16 protein-coding genes are annotated in these 18,788 nt (G+C 37.9%); all 16 read right to left on the bottom strand.

Translation table 11 applies throughout. The annotated features are described in order from the left end of the window. Nucleotides 1-11: 11 nt before the first annotated feature. The 16 genes from truB to pyrH all read right to left on the bottom strand — a co-directional run bounded on the left by truB (nucleotide 12) and on the right by pyrH (nucleotide 18,777). Nucleotides 12-938, bottom strand: coding sequence for a tRNA pseudouridine(55) synthase TruB (gene truB, locus ACR65M_RS09955; RefSeq protein ID WP_440273232.1), 927 nt, complete (start codon nucleotides 936-938; stop codon nucleotides 12-14). A gap of 100 nt (nucleotides 939-1,038) precedes the next feature. Further along, nucleotides 1,039-1,404 (bottom strand): 30S ribosome-binding factor RbfA, encoded by a 366-nt coding sequence (gene rbfA, locus ACR65M_RS09950; RefSeq protein WP_077617859.1) that lies wholly within the window; start codon nucleotides 1,402-1,404, stop codon nucleotides 1,039-1,041. Nucleotides 1,405-1,419: 15 nt separating this feature from the next. Further along, nucleotides 1,420-1,698: a DUF503 domain-containing protein gene (locus tag ACR65M_RS09945; protein ID WP_099362979.1), complete on the bottom strand. Its 279-nt coding sequence runs from the start codon at nucleotides 1,696-1,698 to the stop codon at nucleotides 1,420-1,422. Beyond that, nucleotides 1,695-3,890, bottom strand: a complete 2,196-nt coding sequence (gene infB, locus ACR65M_RS09940) for a translation initiation factor IF-2 (RefSeq protein ID WP_341331865.1) — start codon at nucleotides 3,888-3,890, stop codon at nucleotides 1,695-1,697. Before infB ends, ACR65M_RS09945 begins: the two co-directional genes overlap by 4 nt. Before the next feature lie 19 nt (nucleotides 3,891-3,909). Beyond that, complete coding sequence (locus ACR65M_RS09935) at nucleotides 3,910-4,212, bottom strand: YlxQ family RNA-binding protein (RefSeq protein WP_099352458.1); 303 nt, start codon at nucleotides 4,210-4,212, stop codon at nucleotides 3,910-3,912. Continuing rightward, nucleotides 4,213-4,491 (bottom strand): RNase P modulator RnpM, encoded by a 279-nt coding sequence (gene rnpM / locus ACR65M_RS09930; RefSeq protein WP_121446611.1) that lies wholly within the window; start codon nucleotides 4,489-4,491, stop codon nucleotides 4,213-4,215. 11 nt (nucleotides 4,492-4,502) lie between these two features. Continuing rightward, entirely contained in the window at nucleotides 4,503-5,639 is a 1,137-nt protein-coding gene (gene nusA, locus ACR65M_RS09925) for a transcription termination factor NusA (protein ID WP_440273231.1), read from the bottom strand. 35 nt (nucleotides 5,640-5,674) lie between these two features. Then, entirely contained in the window at nucleotides 5,675-6,148 is a 474-nt protein-coding gene (rimP, locus tag ACR65M_RS09920) for a ribosome maturation factor RimP (protein ID WP_440273230.1), read from the bottom strand. Between the two features lie 663 nt (nucleotides 6,149-6,811). Further along, nucleotides 6,812-11,125 carry a PolC-type DNA polymerase III gene (locus tag ACR65M_RS09915; protein WP_341331867.1) on the bottom strand — a complete coding sequence of 1,438 codons (4,314 nt, stop codon included), beginning with the start codon at nucleotides 11,123-11,125 and terminating at the stop codon, nucleotides 6,812-6,814. Between the two features lie 195 nt (nucleotides 11,126-11,320). After that, nucleotides 11,321-13,024: a proline--tRNA ligase gene (locus ACR65M_RS09910; protein ID WP_341331868.1), complete on the bottom strand. Its 1,704-nt coding sequence runs from the start codon at nucleotides 13,022-13,024 to the stop codon at nucleotides 11,321-11,323. Between the two features lie 233 nt (nucleotides 13,025-13,257). Continuing rightward, nucleotides 13,258-14,517, bottom strand: coding sequence for an RIP metalloprotease RseP (gene rseP / locus ACR65M_RS09905; RefSeq protein ID WP_341331869.1), 1,260 nt, complete (start codon nucleotides 14,515-14,517; stop codon nucleotides 13,258-13,260). Between the two features lie 50 nt (nucleotides 14,518-14,567). Further along, nucleotides 14,568-15,725: a 1-deoxy-D-xylulose-5-phosphate reductoisomerase gene (locus tag ACR65M_RS09900; protein WP_341331870.1), complete on the bottom strand. Its 1,158-nt coding sequence runs from the start codon at nucleotides 15,723-15,725 to the stop codon at nucleotides 14,568-14,570. A gap of 24 nt (nucleotides 15,726-15,749) precedes the next feature. Beyond that, the gene (locus ACR65M_RS09895) at nucleotides 15,750-16,544 is read right to left on the bottom strand and encodes a phosphatidate cytidylyltransferase (RefSeq protein WP_341331871.1); all 795 of its coding nucleotides are present in this window, start codon (nucleotides 16,542-16,544) and stop codon (nucleotides 15,750-15,752) included. Between the two features lie 36 nt (nucleotides 16,545-16,580). Continuing rightward, nucleotides 16,581-17,342: an undecaprenyl pyrophosphate synthase gene (gene uppS / locus ACR65M_RS09890; protein WP_341331872.1), complete on the bottom strand. Its 762-nt coding sequence runs from the start codon at nucleotides 17,340-17,342 to the stop codon at nucleotides 16,581-16,583. Between the two features lie 150 nt (nucleotides 17,343-17,492). After that, entirely contained in the window at nucleotides 17,493-18,050 is a 558-nt protein-coding gene (gene frr / locus ACR65M_RS09885; protein WP_121446602.1) for a ribosome recycling factor, read from the bottom strand. 4 nt (nucleotides 18,051-18,054) lie between these two features. After that, on the bottom strand, nucleotides 18,055-18,777 hold the full coding sequence (pyrH, locus tag ACR65M_RS09880) for a UMP kinase (protein ID WP_341331873.1): 723 nt from the start codon (nucleotides 18,775-18,777) through the stop codon (nucleotides 18,055-18,057). Nucleotides 18,778-18,788 lie beyond the last annotated feature (11 nt).

Genomic DNA, 18,788 nt, shown 5'->3' with positions numbered 1-18,788 from the left:
ACACGAATAACCTATTTTAATTCTTGATTATTGACTAATACTTTAATAGGTTTTATCAAGTTGGGTTTTTCTGGATGCCTTTGATATATTGCTAGGATATCTTCATTATATAGGACAGCAATAGGTTCTCCAACCTGGATCTGAATTAACTCCTGTGGAACCGGCAAGACAGACCCATTTTTTACTTTCTCTGCTACTTTATCATTAATTATTAATTTGGGCAAATGGGAAAGCGCATCTTCAATTGATAGGAGATGTTCCTGAATGCGTCCATCTTTCACCAAGTATTCAAGTTCTTCAAGTGTCATACATTGTTGAAGCTTAAATTCACCAGAAGAGACTCTTATCAAATCGGACATATGAGATGGATACCCTAGCTTTTCACCAATCTGTACAGCGAGCGTTCTCACATACGTACCCTTGCTACAGGTGACACGGAAACGAAATGATACTGTATGATTGGTATGGACTATATCACTAAGTAGCTCCAGCTTATGTATGGTAATTTTACGGGATGGTCTTTCGATTACCATTCCTTGTCTAGCATACTCATAAAGTCGTTTTCCATTGACTTTAACAGCAGAATACATTGGAGGGGTTTGAATGATTTCACCCGTTAACGAATGAAGTACATTCAATACTTCATCTTTGGTTATATCACGGTCTACTCCTTTTTCATCTACCACTTCACCTGAGGCATCTTCTGTAGTAGTTGAGAACCCTAATTTCACTTCACCTTCATAGGTCTTATTAGCCGCAGTTACATACTCTACGATTTTAGTCGCTCTTCCTAAACATATTGGCAGAACACCTGATACGTCTGGATCTAATGTTCCTGTATGTCCTACTTTTTTCATTTTTACTAACTTCCGTACCTTGAATACACAATCATGGGAAGTCATCCCTTTTGGTTTATTAAGCAGTAAAATTCCATCCACTTAGAGCCACTCCCCTAAACCTTTAGATAGGTGTTTTTTAAACAATTTTCTTAAAAATTGAAAAAAGGGATAGACTTTATATTAAAGCCTATCCTCTACTTTATTCTCGGTTTGATTCTTGATTTGAATCTTTATTTATTTCATGTAGGATCGTTTCAATTCGATTCCCATAATCAATTGATTCGTCAAATTCAAAAAGAATCTCAGGTGTTTTCCGTAAACGAATACGTTGACCGATTTCTGACCGGATAAAACCTTTCGCTTTGGCAAGACCTTTTAATGTGTTTTGCCTTTGCTCTTCATCACCTAAAACCGAAATAAAAACTTTCGCTTGCTGAAGGTCTCCAGTAACTTGAACGTCGGTAACAGTTACAAATCCAATGCGTGGATCTTTTATCTTCCGTCCAATTATGTCACTCAATTCCTTTTTCATTTGTTCTCCAACACGATTTGGTCGTAAACTCATCTTTATATCACCTCGTTATAACCACTCAAAATCGGTTACTGTTCGATCTAATTCCGGAAACGAATCAATAAACTTTAGAGCATTGTTTAATTCGAGTTCAGAGTGCTTTCGACTTGAAGATACAGTAACAATGGCTAATTTAGTGCGTTGCCATGTATCTTGATGGTCTACCTCCGCAACTGAAATATTAAACTTTTGTTTGAGTCGAGTAATGACACTTTGTAAAACGGCACGTTTTGCTTTTAAAGAATTCGCATCATAAATGACGCATTCACACTCTACATAGCCGATCAATGTCGATCAACTTCTTGCATCACAAATGCTTCAATGATATCTCCTTCTTTAATATCGTTGAATTTCGCAATTGTTATACCACACTCATAGTTTTGCGCAACTTCCTTCACATCATCCTTGAAACGTTTTAATGTATCAATTTCTCCTTCAAAGATAACAACTCCATCACGAATTAGGCGAACACCGCTGTCTCGAGTGATTTTACCATCTGTCACGTAAGAACCAGCAATTGTACCGATCTTCGATACCTTGAAGGTTGTACGTACTTCTGCTTGCCCAATTACTTTCTCTTCAAATTCAGGGTCAAGCATACCCTTCATTGCAGATTCAATTTCTTCAATTACTTTATAGATAATGCGGTGAAGACGGATATCGACCTCTTCTGCTTCTGCAGTTCGTTTCGCATTCACATCAGGTCGTACATTAAAGCCGATTACAATTGCATTTGAAGCTGATGCAAGTGTAATATCAGATTCATTAATCGCACCGACACCGGTATGGATAATCTTAACTTTAACACCTTCTACATCAATTTTTTGAAGAGAAGCTGCCAAAGCCTCAACAGAACCTTGAACGTCAGCTTTTACGATTAAGTTAATTTCCTTCATTTCACCTTGTTTAATATGCTCAAATAAATCTTCTAGACTTACTTTCACTTTGTCACCACGTTGCTCAACTAATTGCTTCTGAGCTCTAGCTTCTCCAACTTGTCGTGCTTTCTTTTCATCTTCAAAAACAACGAATTGATCACCGGCTTGTGGGACATCACTTAGTCCAGTAATTTCAACTGGAGTAGAAGGTCCTGCCTCTTTAACACGACGGCCTAAATCATTAACCATTGCACGGACACGACCAAATGTGTTTCCAACTACGATTGGGTCACCAATGCGTAACGTTCCGTTTTGGACTAGTAGTGTAGCAACTGAACCTCTTCCTTTATCGAGCTTTGCTTCAATTACAGTACCTGTTGCTCTTCTCTTAGGGTTTGCCTTATATTCTTCAACTTCACTCACTAGAAGAATCATTTCAAGCAAGTTGTCGATTCCTTCTCCTGTTAACGCCGAGATTGGAACGAAGATTGTGTCTCCTCCCCAAGCCTCAGGAACTAAACCATGTTCAGTTAATTCCTGCATTACACGATCAGGATTTGCTGTTGGTTTATCCATTTTATTCACTGCTACGATAATTGGCACCTCAGCAGCCTTTGCATGGTTAATTGCTTCAACTGTTTGCGGCATTACACCATCATCTGCTGCGACTACTAAAACAGTAATATCAGTAACCTGAGCACCTCTCGCACGCATAGTGGTAAAAGCGGCGTGTCCTGGTGTGTCTAAGAAAGTTATTTTCTTTCCGTTATCAACAACTTGATAAGCACCAATATGCTGTGTAATCCCACCAGCTTCCCCAGCTGTAACCTTTGTATTTCGGATGGAATCAAGAGTAGTAGTTTTACCATGGTCTACATGTCCCATGATTGTAACAATCGAAGGTCTTTCAATTAGGTCCTCTTCATTATCTTCCTCGACATACTGTTCGAATTCGGTAACGTCAAAGACAATTTCCTCTTCGACCTCAACACCATATTCAGAAGCAATTAATTCGATGGAATCTTTATCAAGCTCTTGGTTAATTGTCGCCATAACACCTAACATGAATAACTTTTTAATAATCTCAGAAGGCTCTTTACCTAATTTTTTTGCTAACTCTCCAACGGTTAATGAACCAATGAAAGTAATTTTTTCAGGTAATTTTTTTTCAGGCTTTGGTTGAACCGGTTGTTGTTGATGATTTGGACGGTTATTACCTTTTTGTCTGTTGTTTTTATTTCTTCTGTTATTATTGTTATGATTTGACTGAAAACCCTTTTTCTGTCCTTGATTTTCAGGCTTTTTAGCGTCACGGTTTTTAGGAGTTGCAGGCTTATTCTTAACTTCTTTTTTGTCAACCACTTTAGTTGTAGCATTATTATTAACAGGTGGTTTTGAGTTATTATTTTTATTTTGCTCGCTTGTAGCCTTAGCAGTTTCTGTTTTTTTACCAAATGTTTGATCCAATTTTTTCAAAATATCTCCTTCAATTGTTGCCATATGATTTTTAACCTCTATGTCCATCTCTTTAAGCTTTGTAATAACTTCTTTACTTGAGATATTTTGTTGTTTTGCATATTCGTATACACGCATTCTACTCATATGTTCACCCCCAAATATGTTAATCGAGCAAGTGACTAATTTTTTTTGCAAACCCACTCTCCGTTATCGCGACAACTACTCGGGCATCCTTACCAATCGCATGTCCTAGTGTATACCGATCGCTTACAGTACGAAGTTGAACCTGATAATACGTGCTTTTATCCGTAATTTTTTTTGTAGTGTTTGCTGATGCATCTTCAGATAAGAGAACAAGTTTTGCGTTTCCATTGCGAATTTCTTTCACGACGAGTTCTTCACCTGAAATGACCTTTCTTGCTCGATTGGCAAGACCTAATAATGAAAACCATTCCTTATTTTCCATTTATGAAGGCTTCTCCTTATCTACTAGTTGGAGTAATTCTTCATAAATTGAATCATCAATTGTGGCTTTCAGCTGACCAGCAAGAATGTTCTTTTTCTTCGCTAGTAAGATACATTCTTTATCTTTACTTAGGTATGCACCGCGGCCAGACTTTTTCCCAGTAAGGTCAATGGAAACTTCACCCTCTTTGGAACGTACAATTCGTACAAGTTCCTTTTTCGGCTTCATTTCACCACTGGCAATACATTTACGTAATGGTATTTTTTTATTTCCTACCAATTTTCTTCACCTCACTCGATTTCTTCAGACTGCAAATCGAATGCTTCTTCCTCATGTTCATCTTCGTGATCGTCGTCAAATAAACCAAAGCCTTCTCTAGGGTAAATCCCCGCTTGCTCTGCATCTGTTTGACTCTTAATATCAATTTTCCAACCAGTAAATTTTGCTGCTAAACGAGCGTTTTGCCCACGCTTACCGATTGCTAATGATAATTGATAGTCAGGAACAACAACTGTTGTTGCTTTTTCTTCTTCATTCACAATAACGTCAAGTACTTTAGATGGGCTTAGAGCGTTTGCTACAAAAACAACTGGATCATCTGACCATTTTACAATATCGATTTTTTCACCTTTAAGTTCATTCACAATCGCTTGAACGCGTTGACCCTTAGGACCAACACAAGAACCTACTGGATCTACTTCTGGATTATCAGAGTGAACAGAAATCTTCGAACGATCTCCAGCTTCTCTGGCAACTGATTTAATTTCAACAGTTCCGTCATAGATTTCAGGAACCTCGATTTCGAAAAGACGTTTTAATAATCCAGGATGTGTTCTAGAAACAAAGATTTGTGGACCTTTTGTCGTTCTTTCAACCTTTGTTATGTAGACTTTTATTCTGTCATGAGGCTTATATTGTTCATTAGGCATTTGTTCATTTAATGGAAGCAATGCCTCAATTTTCCCTAAGCCAACATAGATAAACTTAGAATCTAGACGCTGAACAATCCCTGTCATGATGTCTTCTTCACGGTCAATGAATTCTGAGTAAATAACTCCTCTTTCTGCTTCACGTACACGTTGAGTAACAACTTGCTTAGCAGTTTGAGCAGCAATTCTTCCGAAGTCTTTTGGTGTTACTTCAATTTCGACAACGTCCTCGACTTGGTAATTAGGGTTGATGGTTCTTGCCTCTTCAATGGAAATTTCTAGTCTAGGGTCAAACACTTCATCTACTACATCTTTTCTAGCAAACACACGCATAGAACCGTTTGCTAAGTTCAAATCTACTCTAACATTCTGAGCCTGGTTAAAATTCCGCTTATATGCAGAAATAAGTGCTGCCTCAATTGCCTCGATAATAATATCTTTGCTAATGCCTTTTTCTTTCTCGAGCAATGTTAAGGCATCTAATAATTCACTACTCATTAGTTTCCTAATCCCCCTTTATTATCTCAAACCTATTAATGAAAAGTAACAGCAAGTCTTGCATTTGCAATTTTTTCATACGGAATTTCTACAGATTTTTTGCGTGTTTTGACCATTACATTGATTGTTACTAGCTTTCCATCGAATGAAGTAAGCTCTCCTTCAAAAATCTTTTCACCGTCGATTGGTTCGTATGTTTTCACATACACTTGTTTTCCGATTGCCTTTTCAAAGTCACTGTTCTTTTTCAACGGGCGTTCAGCACCAGGGCTAGAAACTTCTAGAAAATAGTTATACGGAATGGGATCTACTTCATCAAGCTTTTCACTTAATTTTTCACTAACTAATCCACAATCTTCAATATCTACCCCTTTTTCGGAGTCGATAAAGACACGTAGAAACCAGTCTTTCCCTTCCTTTACATACTCAACATCAACAAGTTCCATCTGTAAATCAGTTACAATAGGTATCACTAATTCTTCCACTATTTGTGTTACCTTTTTACTCATGTTTTTCCTCCTAAGCTGAAAATACATGTTCAAAAACGAGGATGAAAAGGACCGCGTCGACAAAACGCCACGTCCTGTGGCATTGTCGACACTAGCACATCCTGTGCGTCGAAAGTTTCGAAGCGGCGCAGCTTAGAGTACCGGAACGTATGCAATTAATACGTGAGGAACGGATAAGCAAGCCAACGAGCTTCCACATGATGTGGTGACTTCGACGTTCGACACAGGACGTGTCGGTAGTTAGTCGAAGTTCCCGAATTGCGTCATTTTCACCGGACTTTTTGAACTTCCAATAAGGAATTCCTTTGTTTTATTCATAGTATTTCCTAAGTAGTGTAAAAACACCCTGCTATAATAGCAGGGAGGCAGTTGGAAAATATAGTGAAGTTCCATCTAAATAAACGTTGTTACACAATTTTTAGCCTCAGCCAAAGAATAAAGAGTGGGAAGCCCCACTCTTTTACCAGTAATATACATAGCATTTCCATAAAAACTATAACATAATCGCTATTTATATGCAAATAAAAGTGCATAGAAAGGCGAAAGGCGCTCTGCTTTAGGCGACAAGCATAAGACGAGCGCTGGCAGAAGGTGCTCTTTACCTTCAGAAGCGATTGACTTATGACCTCGAGCCGATGGCGTCTTGAGCTAGACATCTAACAATTAGAACAAGGATAATTGATTTTGTTCTGGCATATCTTCAAGGCAACCATGGTTTTCAAGATATTCCATAATTGTTTTAGATACTTTACCACGCTTCTGTAAGTCTTCTTTTGATAAAAATTCACCTTGTTCTCTTGCTTTAACAATATTGATTGCAGCGTTTGTTCCTAGTCCAGGAATCGAATTGAACGGTGGAATCAAGGCATCTCCATCTATTATAAATTCTGATGCACTTGAACGGTATAAATCAATCTTATTAAAAGCAAATCCGCGCTCACACATTTCTAGAGCTAACTCTAAAACTGTTAATAAGTTCTTTTCTTTTGTTGAAGCTTCTAACCCTTTGGCATTGATTTCCTCCATTTTTGCACGAATTGTACTAGAACCGCGAACCATTGCTTCTATATCAAAATCATCTGCACGAACTGTAAAATATGCTGCATAGTAAAGCAAAGGTAAATGAACCTTAAAATATGCAATCCTTACAGCCATTAAAACATATGCGGCGGCGTGGGCCTTTGGGAACATGTATTTAATTTTTAAACATGAGTCAATATACCAATCAGGAACATCATTCTTTTTCATTTCTTCAATAAATTCGTCCGTTAACCCTTTACCCTTACGAACAGATTCCATAATTTTAAACGCTAGGGAAGGATCTAGTCCCTTATATATGAGATAAACCATTATATCGTCACGACAACCTATAACTTCACTTAATGTACAAATATTATTATGGATAAGCTCCTGTGCATTACCCAACCATACATCTGTACCATGTGAAAGTCCTGAAATCTGAACTAATTCTGAGAAAGTAGTCGGCTTTGTATCCTCAAGCATTTGACGAACAAAACGTGTCCCAAATTCTGGAATTCCAAGAGTACCCGTTTTACACATAATTTGCTCTTCGGTTACGCCTAGAGACTCAGTACCACTGAAAATTTTCATTACCTCAGGATCATCGGTTGGAATGGTTTTTGGATCAATTCCGCTCAAGTCCTGAAGCATACGAATGACTGTCGGATCATCGTGTCCGAGTATATCAAGTTTTAGTACATTGTCATGGATAGAGTGGAAATCAAAATGTGTGGTTTTCCACTCAGAACTTGTATCATCAGCCGGAAATTGAATAGGTGAAAAGTCAAAGATATCCATGTAGTCCGGGACAACGATAATACCTCCTGGATGCTGACCCGTTGTTCGTTTAACACCTGTACACCCAGCTACCAAACGGTCGGTTTCTGCACCACGCATTGTCAAATTATGATCATTTGCATAACCTTTAACATAGCCATAGGCCGTTTTTTCAGCAACTGTACCGATTGTTCCAGCACGATATACATATTCTTCACCAAATAGTACTTTTGTATAGTTATGTGCACGAGGCTGATATTCACCAGAGAAGTTTAAGTCGATATCTGGAACCTTATCTCCCTTAAACCCAAGGAACGTTTCAAACGGGATATCATGTCCATCCTTTTTATACTTTGCCCCGCAATTTGGGCACTCTTTGTCTGGAAGGTCAAATCCAGAACCAACTGAACCGTCATTAAAGAACTCTGAATGCTTACAGTCTGGGCATACATAATGTGGCGGTAGTGGGTTTACCTCTGTAATTTCAGTCATCGTTGCAACTAATGATGAACCAACCGACCCACGAGAACCTACGAGATATCCATCATCAAGTGATTTTTTAACAAGTTTATGAGAAATGAGGTAGATTACTGCGAATCCATGCCCAATAATACTTTTCAGTTCTTTTTCTAATCTTTTTTCTACAATCTCAGGTAATTCTTCACCATAGATGCTTCTTGCCATACTATAACTCATATTCCTAATTTCATCTTCCGCACCTTCAATTTTAGGTGTATATAGATCATCCTTAATTGGTTTCACTTCACCAATCATGTCTGCGACTTTTTGTGTATTCGTTACGACAATTTCCTTCGCCTTCTCTTTATCGAGGAAAGAAAAGCAGTCCAGCATTTCATTAGTTGTGCGGAAATGAACCTCTGGCAATGAATGTCGATTTAATGGATTAGCTCCACCTTGGGACCGAACTAAAATTTTGCGATAAATATGGTCTTCAGGATTTAAATAATGCACGTTCCCAGTAGCAACAACTGGTAAATTCAACTTCTCTCCTAGGTTAACAATGTTTTTTAGGATGTCTTTTAGCTCACGCTCATTTTGGATTAAATCCAATTCGACTAAATGTTTATAATTTGATGGTGGCTGCACCTCTAGATAGTCATAAAATTGAGCGATAGACTCAACTTCCTCTGGTGACTTCTGCATCATACCCTCAAATACTTCCCCTTTGTCACAGGCAGAGCCGACTAAAATACCTTCTCGATATTTTTGCAACTGAGATCGTGGAATCCTTGGTACACGGTAATAATAATTAATATGTGAAATTGAAATTAATTTAAATAAGTTTTTTAGTCCTATATCATTTTGTGCTAGCAAAGTCGCATGATAAGGTCTTGAACGTTGGTACGCTTTACCTTGACCCATATAATCATTTAACTGATCATGATATTGAATCTCTTTCTCTGCTGCATCCTTTAATAATTTCATGACTAAATAGCCAGTTGCTTCTGCATCATAGATTGCGCGGTGATGCTGGGTTAATTCAATATCAAACTTCTTACATAATGTATTTAAACGGTGATTTTTTAATTCTGGATACAAAAATCTGGCGAGTTCCAGTGTATCAATTACTGGATTTGTTGCTTGTTCAAGCCCAGCCTTTTTATAGCCAACATTTAAAAAGCCCATATCAAAGCTGGCATTGTGGGCAACGAATATTGCATCCCCGGACCAGTCCTTGAATTTAACCAAGACTTCACTTACTTCTGGAGCCGTTCTTACCATATCATCTGTAATTCCGGTTAAGTCAATAGTTGTTGCACTCAATCGGTGATGAGGATTTGCAAATGATTCAAATCGATCAATGATTTCACCATTTTTTACTTTAACAGCAGCCAACTCAATAATTGTATTATAAACTGCAGATAAACCTGTCGTTTCTACGTCAAATACGACATACGTATCCTCTTCTAAATTACGATGCTGTGAATTATATGCAATTGGGACACCATCATCTACTAAATTTGCTTCGACACCGTAAATCATCTTTATCCCGTTTTTCTTTGCTGCAGAATAAGCTTCTGGGAATGATTGAGCTACCGCATGGTCTGTCAATGCAATGGCTGTATGACCCCATTTTTTTGCTTGGCCAACTAATTGACTAATAGAAGTTACAGCATCCATTTGGCTCATTGGAGAGTGTGCATGCAACTCGACACGTTTTTCTCCTTCTGGTGCAGTGTCTTTTCTTTCGTTCATCGGCTGTATCTCATTAATATCATTTGCCAGCATCACTAAATCTCTAACAAATGTATCATTTTGAATACTTCCACGACAGCGGACCCACATCCCTTTTTTAATACCTTGTAGAAGATGAACATCTTCTTTATCACGTGAAAATACTTTTACTAGTATTGAATCCGTATAGTCTGTAATTTTAAAGGTCAGAAGAGTTCTTCCACTTCGCAATTCCTTTGTTTCTGCAAAGAAAATATATCCTTGGATCGCAATTCTACGTTCTTCATCAAGAATTGAACTGATTTCTTTAAAATCTTCTTCATCTTTGATTGTATATCCGATTGTAATCGGTCCAGAAACAGCATTATTCTGATCCTTTTCCTTCTCTTTCTTTTGCATATCAGCAACAGCTAATAGTGCTCTTTCCTGATCTTCCTGTTGTTTTTTCTCTAAAAACTGTTCGTACTCTTGATTTGAAGCCTCAATCTCTGTTTCAAGTGTGAACATAGGAAAACCGTAGGATTGATAGACATTTCCTAACAATTGACCGTATTTTTTCTTAATCGCAATTGATTCCGTGTCATTTCTTGTCTTGATATGAAGCTTGAGACCATGTTGTGTTGGAAGTTGATTATGCAATAAAGATAGAATAGGCGGTGCGATTCCATCTAATTCTTGTAAGCAAAGCGGCCAATAGGCTTGTACCATTTCTTCAGTCACATGTTGTGATCGTACATGTAATGAGAAAGTCACTGAAGCTATATGTGTGAATTTTGTTCGAAGTTGAGTAGAAAATATCCTCATGACATCTGCTGGAATTACTTTTTCAAAAGAAAATAAGAAATGCCATGCCTTCTTCTCTTTATCAATCATAAGTTTTTCAATACCTGCATTTGCAAAGTGTGCAACTATTGCATCATCGGTTAATTCAAGCTGTTGCAGCAAGACCATAAACCGTTCTTTTTGCTGTGGCGTTAATTCCATCCTCGTTCCCCCTCTTCAGACAGAATGTCTAGTTTCAGCGACTAGAAACTCGAGAATCTTCAACTCCTCCTTCAGAAGCAAAAGAACGCTTCTTTGTCGGAGTATCCAGATTTCTCGTTTCAAGGCAAGTCGCTGCCACATTTCAAATATTTAGGGTACCCCATACTACCCGGGTACCCTTTTCTTTTGTACTATTTATTTTACTACATATTTGTTAATTGTCTCGATAAGATTTTCAATATTTATTTCCAATGTTTCCCCTGTCTTACGAACCTTCACTTCGACAATTCCCTCGCCCGCACGTTTTCCAACTGTGATACGTAGTGGCAGACCAATTAAATCAGAATCTGCAAACTTCACACCTGGGCGTTCGGCACGGTCATCAAATAATACATCATAGCCGCTTTCCTTAAGCGTTACATATAAAGATTCGGAAATTGCTTTCTGTTCTTCGTTCTTCATATTGACAGGGATTAAGTGTAGATCAAATGGTGCAAGATTTGCTGGCCAAATCAGACCATTTTCATCATTTGATTGCTCTGCTACTGCAGATAATGTCCGGGAAATCCCAATACCATAGCAACCCATAATCATTGATTGTGATCTTCCATTTTCATCAAGGAAGGTTGCATTCATTGCCTCACTATAACGTGTTCCAAGCTTAAAGATATGACCTACCTCAATGCCTTCAGCAAATACTATTTTTCCTTGACCATCTGGAGATGGGTCCCCTTCTTGGATAAAGCGAAGGTCTGCATATTGAATACCTGAAAAATCTCGGTCAGGGTTTACATTTATATAATGATAATTCTCTTCATTTGCACCACAAACACCATTCACAACTGAGGCTACAGCATGGTCTGCAATTACTGTGATGTCTTCCGATACTTGAATCGGACCTAATGAACCAACTGTGCAGCCCATAATACGATTGGTGTCCTCTGGATTTGCTAACTCGACAGTTGTAGCCTCAAGTAAGTTCTTCACTTTAATATCGTTTACTTCATGGTCCCCACGTGCTAATACAAGAACAAATTTTTCATCGACTTGGAAAAGTAGTGATTTGATGCATTTTTCCTTTGTAACATTTAGGAAAGTAGCAACCTCTTCAATCGTTTTCTTCTCAACCGTTTCTACTTTTTCTAATTCTTTTACTGACTCGTTGCTTTTTGAATATTCCATAACAACAGGTGCCATTTCAATATTAGCTGCAAATGAAGATGTATCAGAATAAGCGATTGTATCCTCACCAATTTCTGAAAGCACCATGAATTCATGGGTATCCTTTCCACCCATAGCACCGGAATCGGCGATCACAGCACGGAAGTTCAGGCCACAACGAGAGAATATATTAGAGTATGCAGTATACATTTTTTCATATATATCGTGAAGGCTTTCTTGATCAGCATGGAATGAATATGCATCCTTCATGATAAATTCTCGACCACGTAATAATCCGAATCGTGGTCTTTTTTCGTCGCGGAACTTTGTTTGTATTTGATAAAGGGTGATTGGGAGTCTCTTATAGGATTTAATTTCATCGCGAACGAGACTCGTAATAACTTCTTCATGGGTTGGTCCTAATACGAAGTCACGCTCATGACGATCGTGTAGGCGCATTAGTTCTGGACCATAAGAATACCAACGTCCTGATTCCTGCCATAACTCTGCAGGCGTTAATGCAGGCATTAATAGCTCCGCGGCACCTGCACGCTCCATTTCCTCACGGACGATTGTTTCAATTTTTTGTAAAACACGCTTGGCTAATGGAAGGTAACTATAGACCCCACTCGCATTTTGTCTAATAAAACCTGCTCGAATTAAAAGCTGGTGGCTCTTGACTTCGGCATCTGCTGGTACTTCTCGTAGTGTAGGTATAAGCATCATACTTTGTTTCATATCTTGCACCTCATTATAATTTCAGCTTATTTTAATAAATGTTCAAAAGGAGGGTGAATGTGACCACATCGGCTAAGACTCCACTTCCTGTGGCAAAGCCGACACTAACACATCCTGTGCGTCGAAGTTCAAGGCGGTGAAGCTTTGTGTACCGGAACGTATTCAGGTACGAAAAAAGCAAACCAACCTAAAAATTCCGAGCGTCAATTTCATCCGATTTTTTGAACCTTATTTTATAGAAAGAATCTTTGAATATCGTTCCACGTTACAACCAACATTAAAAGCATTAATAAAGCAAAGCCAATAAAATGAACCATTCCTTCTTTTTGCTTATCAATTGGTTTTCCACGAACGGCTTCTAACGCAAAGAACACTAGTCTCCCTCCATCAAGGGCAGGTAATGGTAATAGGTTCACGATTCCAAGGTTAATACTTAGAATTGCGGCCCATTTCATTACATAATAGATTCCAGATTGAACAACTGTATCGGTTGATACATATATTCCAACTGGTCCAGAAAGCATATCAATCGAGAACTGACCAGTAATAAGCTTTCCAAGTCCAAGTAAAATCTCCTTTGTCCACATGAAGGTTTCCATAACCCCATATTTCAAGGAAGGCAGTACTGATTTTTCAACTGGCCCATAAACACCTATGATACCAATAGTTTGGTCCTCAATTTTTTGAGCTTTCGGAGTTACAGGTATATCCAGTAATTCTCCATCACGTTCAACTACAAATCCAATTTCTTCTTCCGGATTTGCGCGAATAATATTTACAATGTCATTCCAGGTAGAAACTTGTTCATTATCAATCTCACGAACAATATCACCTTCATGGAGACCTGCTTGAAGTGCTGCCCCATCCTCAGTTAGCTTTCCGAGAATTGGCTTATCAATAGGCGTACCCTGTAATAAACCAATTGCAATTAAAATGATAAAGGCAAGGACAAAATTCATTGCCGGACCCGCAGCAATTGCCAGTGTCCGTTGCAATAGCGTCTTGGAAGCGAATTGACGATTATATGGAGCAATTTGAGTTTCTAGTCCGTCGACCACATAAAACGCAGTCTCACTAACTTCAAATCTTTTTAAGACCTCGTCCTCTCCATCCTCATAACCCGCAATAAATAGATTATGCTCTAAATCTGCTTCCTCAACCTCAATTACTCTTAAATCTGGATACTTATCCTTATTATTTAAAATAATTTTCTCTACTTTTCCAGCATTATCAAATAACAACCCGATATTATGGCCGGGTTTAATTTCAATCATTTCCGGGTCTTCGCCAGCCATTCTAACATATCCGCCAATAGGAAGGAGACGAATCGTATACAATGTTTCATTTCTTTTAAAGGTAAATACCTTTGGCCCCATCCCTATTGCAAATTCACGACAGAGGATTCCTGCTCGCTTTGCTAAAACGAGATGTCCCAACTCATGAAAAAATACGAGTGCACCAAATATAATGATAAAGGCTATCACAGTCTCCACATATTTAACCACCTTTTGTTAGATTGACTATAAAAAGTGTATCTACATCTTTATTTATTCTCGATTAATCCACGAACATAAGCCCGTGTTTGTTGATCTACCTCTTGGATGATTTCTAAGCTTGGGTGCTGTACAGTATCATGCTTCTCAATTGCTCCCTCAATGATGTCTTCGATTTGTAAAAAAGAGACTTTTCCATTTAAAAACCCTGAAACTGCCTCTTCATTTGCGGCATTTAATACAGTAGGTAAGGTGCCACCTGTTTTTCCGGCATGAAATGCAAATCCAAGACATCTGAATCGATCAAAATCCGGCTTTGAAAAATGTAGTTTACCTATCTCCCAAAGTCGCAGTCTCTCTTTAAATGCAGCCATTGGGAAACGGTCTGGATATGAAAAGGCATATTGAATGGGTACTCTCATATCTGGTGTCCCAAGTTGTGCAATGACACTACTATCATGAAACTCGACCATTGAATGAATGATGCTTTCTTTATGAAGAAGGACCTCAATTTGTTCATATGGAAGATTGAACAACCAATGAGCTTCAATTACTTCTAAACCTTTATTCATCATTGTCGCAGAATCTATTGTAATTTTAGCACCCATTGACCAATTTGGATGATTTAATGCATCTTCAATTGATACATTCTTAAGTTCCTCACGTGTTTGGTCACGGAAACTTCCACCTGAAGCGGTAAGAATGATTTTCTCGATATTTTTTTCTTTTTCGCCTTGAAGACACTGAAAAATAGCCGAATGTTCACTGTCTACTGGTAAAATTGGAACCCCATTCTGTTGTGCTGCATCCATCACTAGATGTCCTGCAGTAACTAATGTTTCCTTATTAGCAAGGGCTATCGTCTTCTTTGCTTCAATTGCTTTTAATGTAGGTAAAAGCCCTACACTTCCTACTACAGAATTTAGGACTATGGTTGCTTCATCGTAAGTAGCCACCTCTATTAATCCTTCATCCCCGTATACAAATCGGATATTACTTGAAAATTCACTTTTCAATGTTTCACATGTTTCTTTAGACTTTACAGATACAAGCTTTGGTGAAAACTTTTTAATAATCTTTCGACCAAGAGCAACATTTTCTCCAATTGACATTGCTACAAGCTGTAGTTTTTCAGGATGATTTTCAATTACATCCAATGTTTGCTGCCCAATTGAGCCTGTAGCCCCTAATAAACTTACTTTTTTCACAAACTCACTCCCAATAAACAACCACTACTGAATAATTGCACTTAAGAAATAAAGGATTGGCAGAATGAATATCATACTGTCAAATCTATCTAATATTCCACCATGTCCAGGTAGTAATGTTCCAGAATCTTTCACATTATAATGTCTTTTAAGTGCAGATTCTACTAGATCCCCAATTTGTCCAAAAACAGACACAAACAATGTCACGATAATTAGTGATAAGATGGAATCAAATAAATCTGTAATCATGTTAAAAATGAATGCAAATACAATAGCAGTCACAATACCGCCGACAAAGCCCTCAATGGTCTTATTAGGACTAATTTCTGGCCACAACTTATTTTTACCAAGTTTTCTCCCTACAAAATAGGCCCCTGAATCGGTTGTCCAAATAACAACGAATGCATAAAATATATATGCTAATCCCATCGCTCTTATTTCAATCATATAATAAAAACCAAATCCTATGTACAGAGCTGACAGAATCACAAGGCCAGCATCATCAAAACTGAAGCTATTTTTTGAAATAACAGTATAGGTTAAAATAAATAAAACAATTAGAAGAACTATTTCGATCTTCGTAATTTGAAGGGTCTCAAAAATGTCATTATATTGACTTGGAACTAAAATAACCCATAACAATATAATAGAGATTACACCAGGGATTGATGCAATATTAATTTGCTTCATCCGTAAAAGTTCAAATATAGCAATTGCTCCCATCAAATAGACTAAAATAGTAAACGGGACTCCACCAAAAATAACTATCGGTAGAAAGACTGCTGCTGCAATTATTGCCGTTATTATTCTTTGTTTCATTGTATCATTCCTTTTATTACGGTTTGGTCGTAATGATTATATACCACCAAATCGTCTACCTCTCTTTTGAAATGCATGAATAGCCTCTAATAAATGATGTTCCTTAAAATCAGGCCATAAAACATCGGTGAACCAAAATTCAGTGTATGCAAGTTGCCAGAGCATAAAATTACTTAAGCGAATTTCCCCGCTTGTACGAATTAATAAGTCTGGATCTTCTAAACCAGCACTCATTAAATATTGATTAAAAAGATCTTCATCAATCTTTTGGAGGGGGTCTTTCTCACGATAGTCTGAAAGAATTTGATTGACCGCATCCAGGATATCGGCACGGCCACCGTAGTTAAGTGCAAAATTTAATACTAAGCCTGTATTATTCTTCGTCTCATTCACAGCTTTATCGACCGCTTTTTGAGTATGTGCAGGTATCGCATCTTTATTCCCCATGATTCGAACCTGTACATTTTCTTCAATAAGCTCTGGTAGGAATGTGCCCATAAATTCTTGGGGAAGTTTTAATAAATAATTAACCTCATCCTCTGGACGCTTCCAGTTCTCTGTTGAAAATGCGTAGACTGTTAAAGTCTTCACCCCAAGTCTACTTGCAAGCTTAGTTACTCTCTTTACTACTTTCATTCCTTCATGGTGACCAGCAGTGCGTGGCAATGACCGTTTTTTTGCCCATCTCCCATTTCCGTCCATGATAATTGCTATATGGTTAGGTATTGGCCCTTTGACTATTTCTTCTTCAGAAATAGTAACTGGCTCCTTTTTTGTCTTTTTAAATTTTCCAAACATGAACAAGTCCTCCAACACCCGTCTCAATTGAGTTTCACTCATTTTACCATTTGTTTAGTTCGAGGTAACTAATTAGTAGACAGTATTAACAAAAAAACCCCCTGTAAACGTAAGAGGGTCTTTTTACAATATATTGTACATTGAAATGGATTAGACTTCCATGATTTCTTTTTCTTTTTCTTTTGCAACTGAATCAATTTTGTTAATAGATTCATCTGTCAATTTTTGAATATCATCTGTAAGACTACGTAATTCATCCTCAGTGATCTCACCATTCTTTTCAAGCTTTTTCAAATCATCATTACCATCACGACGAACATTTCGAACCGCAACTTTTGACTCTTCTGCATACTTCTTAACAAGCTTGACCAAATCACGACGTCTTTCTTCAGTTAATGGCGGAATTGAAATGCGAATTATCGAGCCATCATTTGTTGGGTTTAAGCCTAAATCAGCCTTTTGAATCGCTTTTTCCATATCTCCTAATACTGATTTGTCATATGGTTGAATAACAAGCATTCTAGCTTCAGGTACATTGATTGAAGCCAGCTGATTAAGAGGTGTTGGTGCACCATAGTAATCAACTGTAACTTTATCAAGTATTGCTGGATTCGCTCTACCAGCTCTTACAGTTGCTAGTTCACGAGACAATGCTTGGACTGCTTTAGACATTTTATCTTTTACTTGATTTAATGTGTTATTTGCCATAAAGTTATTTCCCCCTTACAATTGTTCCGATATTTTCTCCTAGTACGGCACGTTTAATATTTCCTTCTTCCATAATTGAAAAGACAATTAACGGAATATCATTGTCCATGCAAAGTGAAGAGGCAGTGGAATCCATCACAGCTAACCCTTCTTTAATAACATCAAGATAGGTTAATGATTCATATTTCACGGCTGTTTTATCTATAGATGGATCAGCGTTATACACACCATCAACATTATTTTTAGCCATCAAAATAACCTCTGCTTCAATTTCCGCAGCACGTAAAGCAGCAGTTGTATCTGTTGAGAAATAAGGATTTCCTGTGCCCGCGGCAAAAATGACAACTCGCTTCTTCTCAAGATGACGAATCGCTTTTCTTCTTATGTATGGTTCTGCAACTTGTCGCATTTCAATTGATGTTTGGACACGAGTTTGGATTCCTTGATTCTCCAGGCTATCTTGTAACGCTAAGGAATTCATCACTGTTGCAAGCATTCCCATGTAATCAGCATTTGCACGGTCCATTCCCATTTCACTACCAATTTTACCTCTCCAGATGTTTCCGCCACCTACTACTACAGCAACTTCTACTCCAAGTTCAGCAATTTCTTTTACTTGTTTTGCAACAGACTGGATAACAGATGGATTTATACCAAATCCCTGTTCACCCGCTAATGCTTCCCCACTTAATTTTAACACTACACGTCTATATTTGGCACCGCTCATCGAATAAAAAA

Source organism: Ferdinandcohnia sp. SAFN-114, assembly GCF_059415045.1.
The sequence above is the reverse complement of the archived record's forward strand: the minus strand, read 5'-3'. Positions and strand labels throughout refer to the sequence as shown.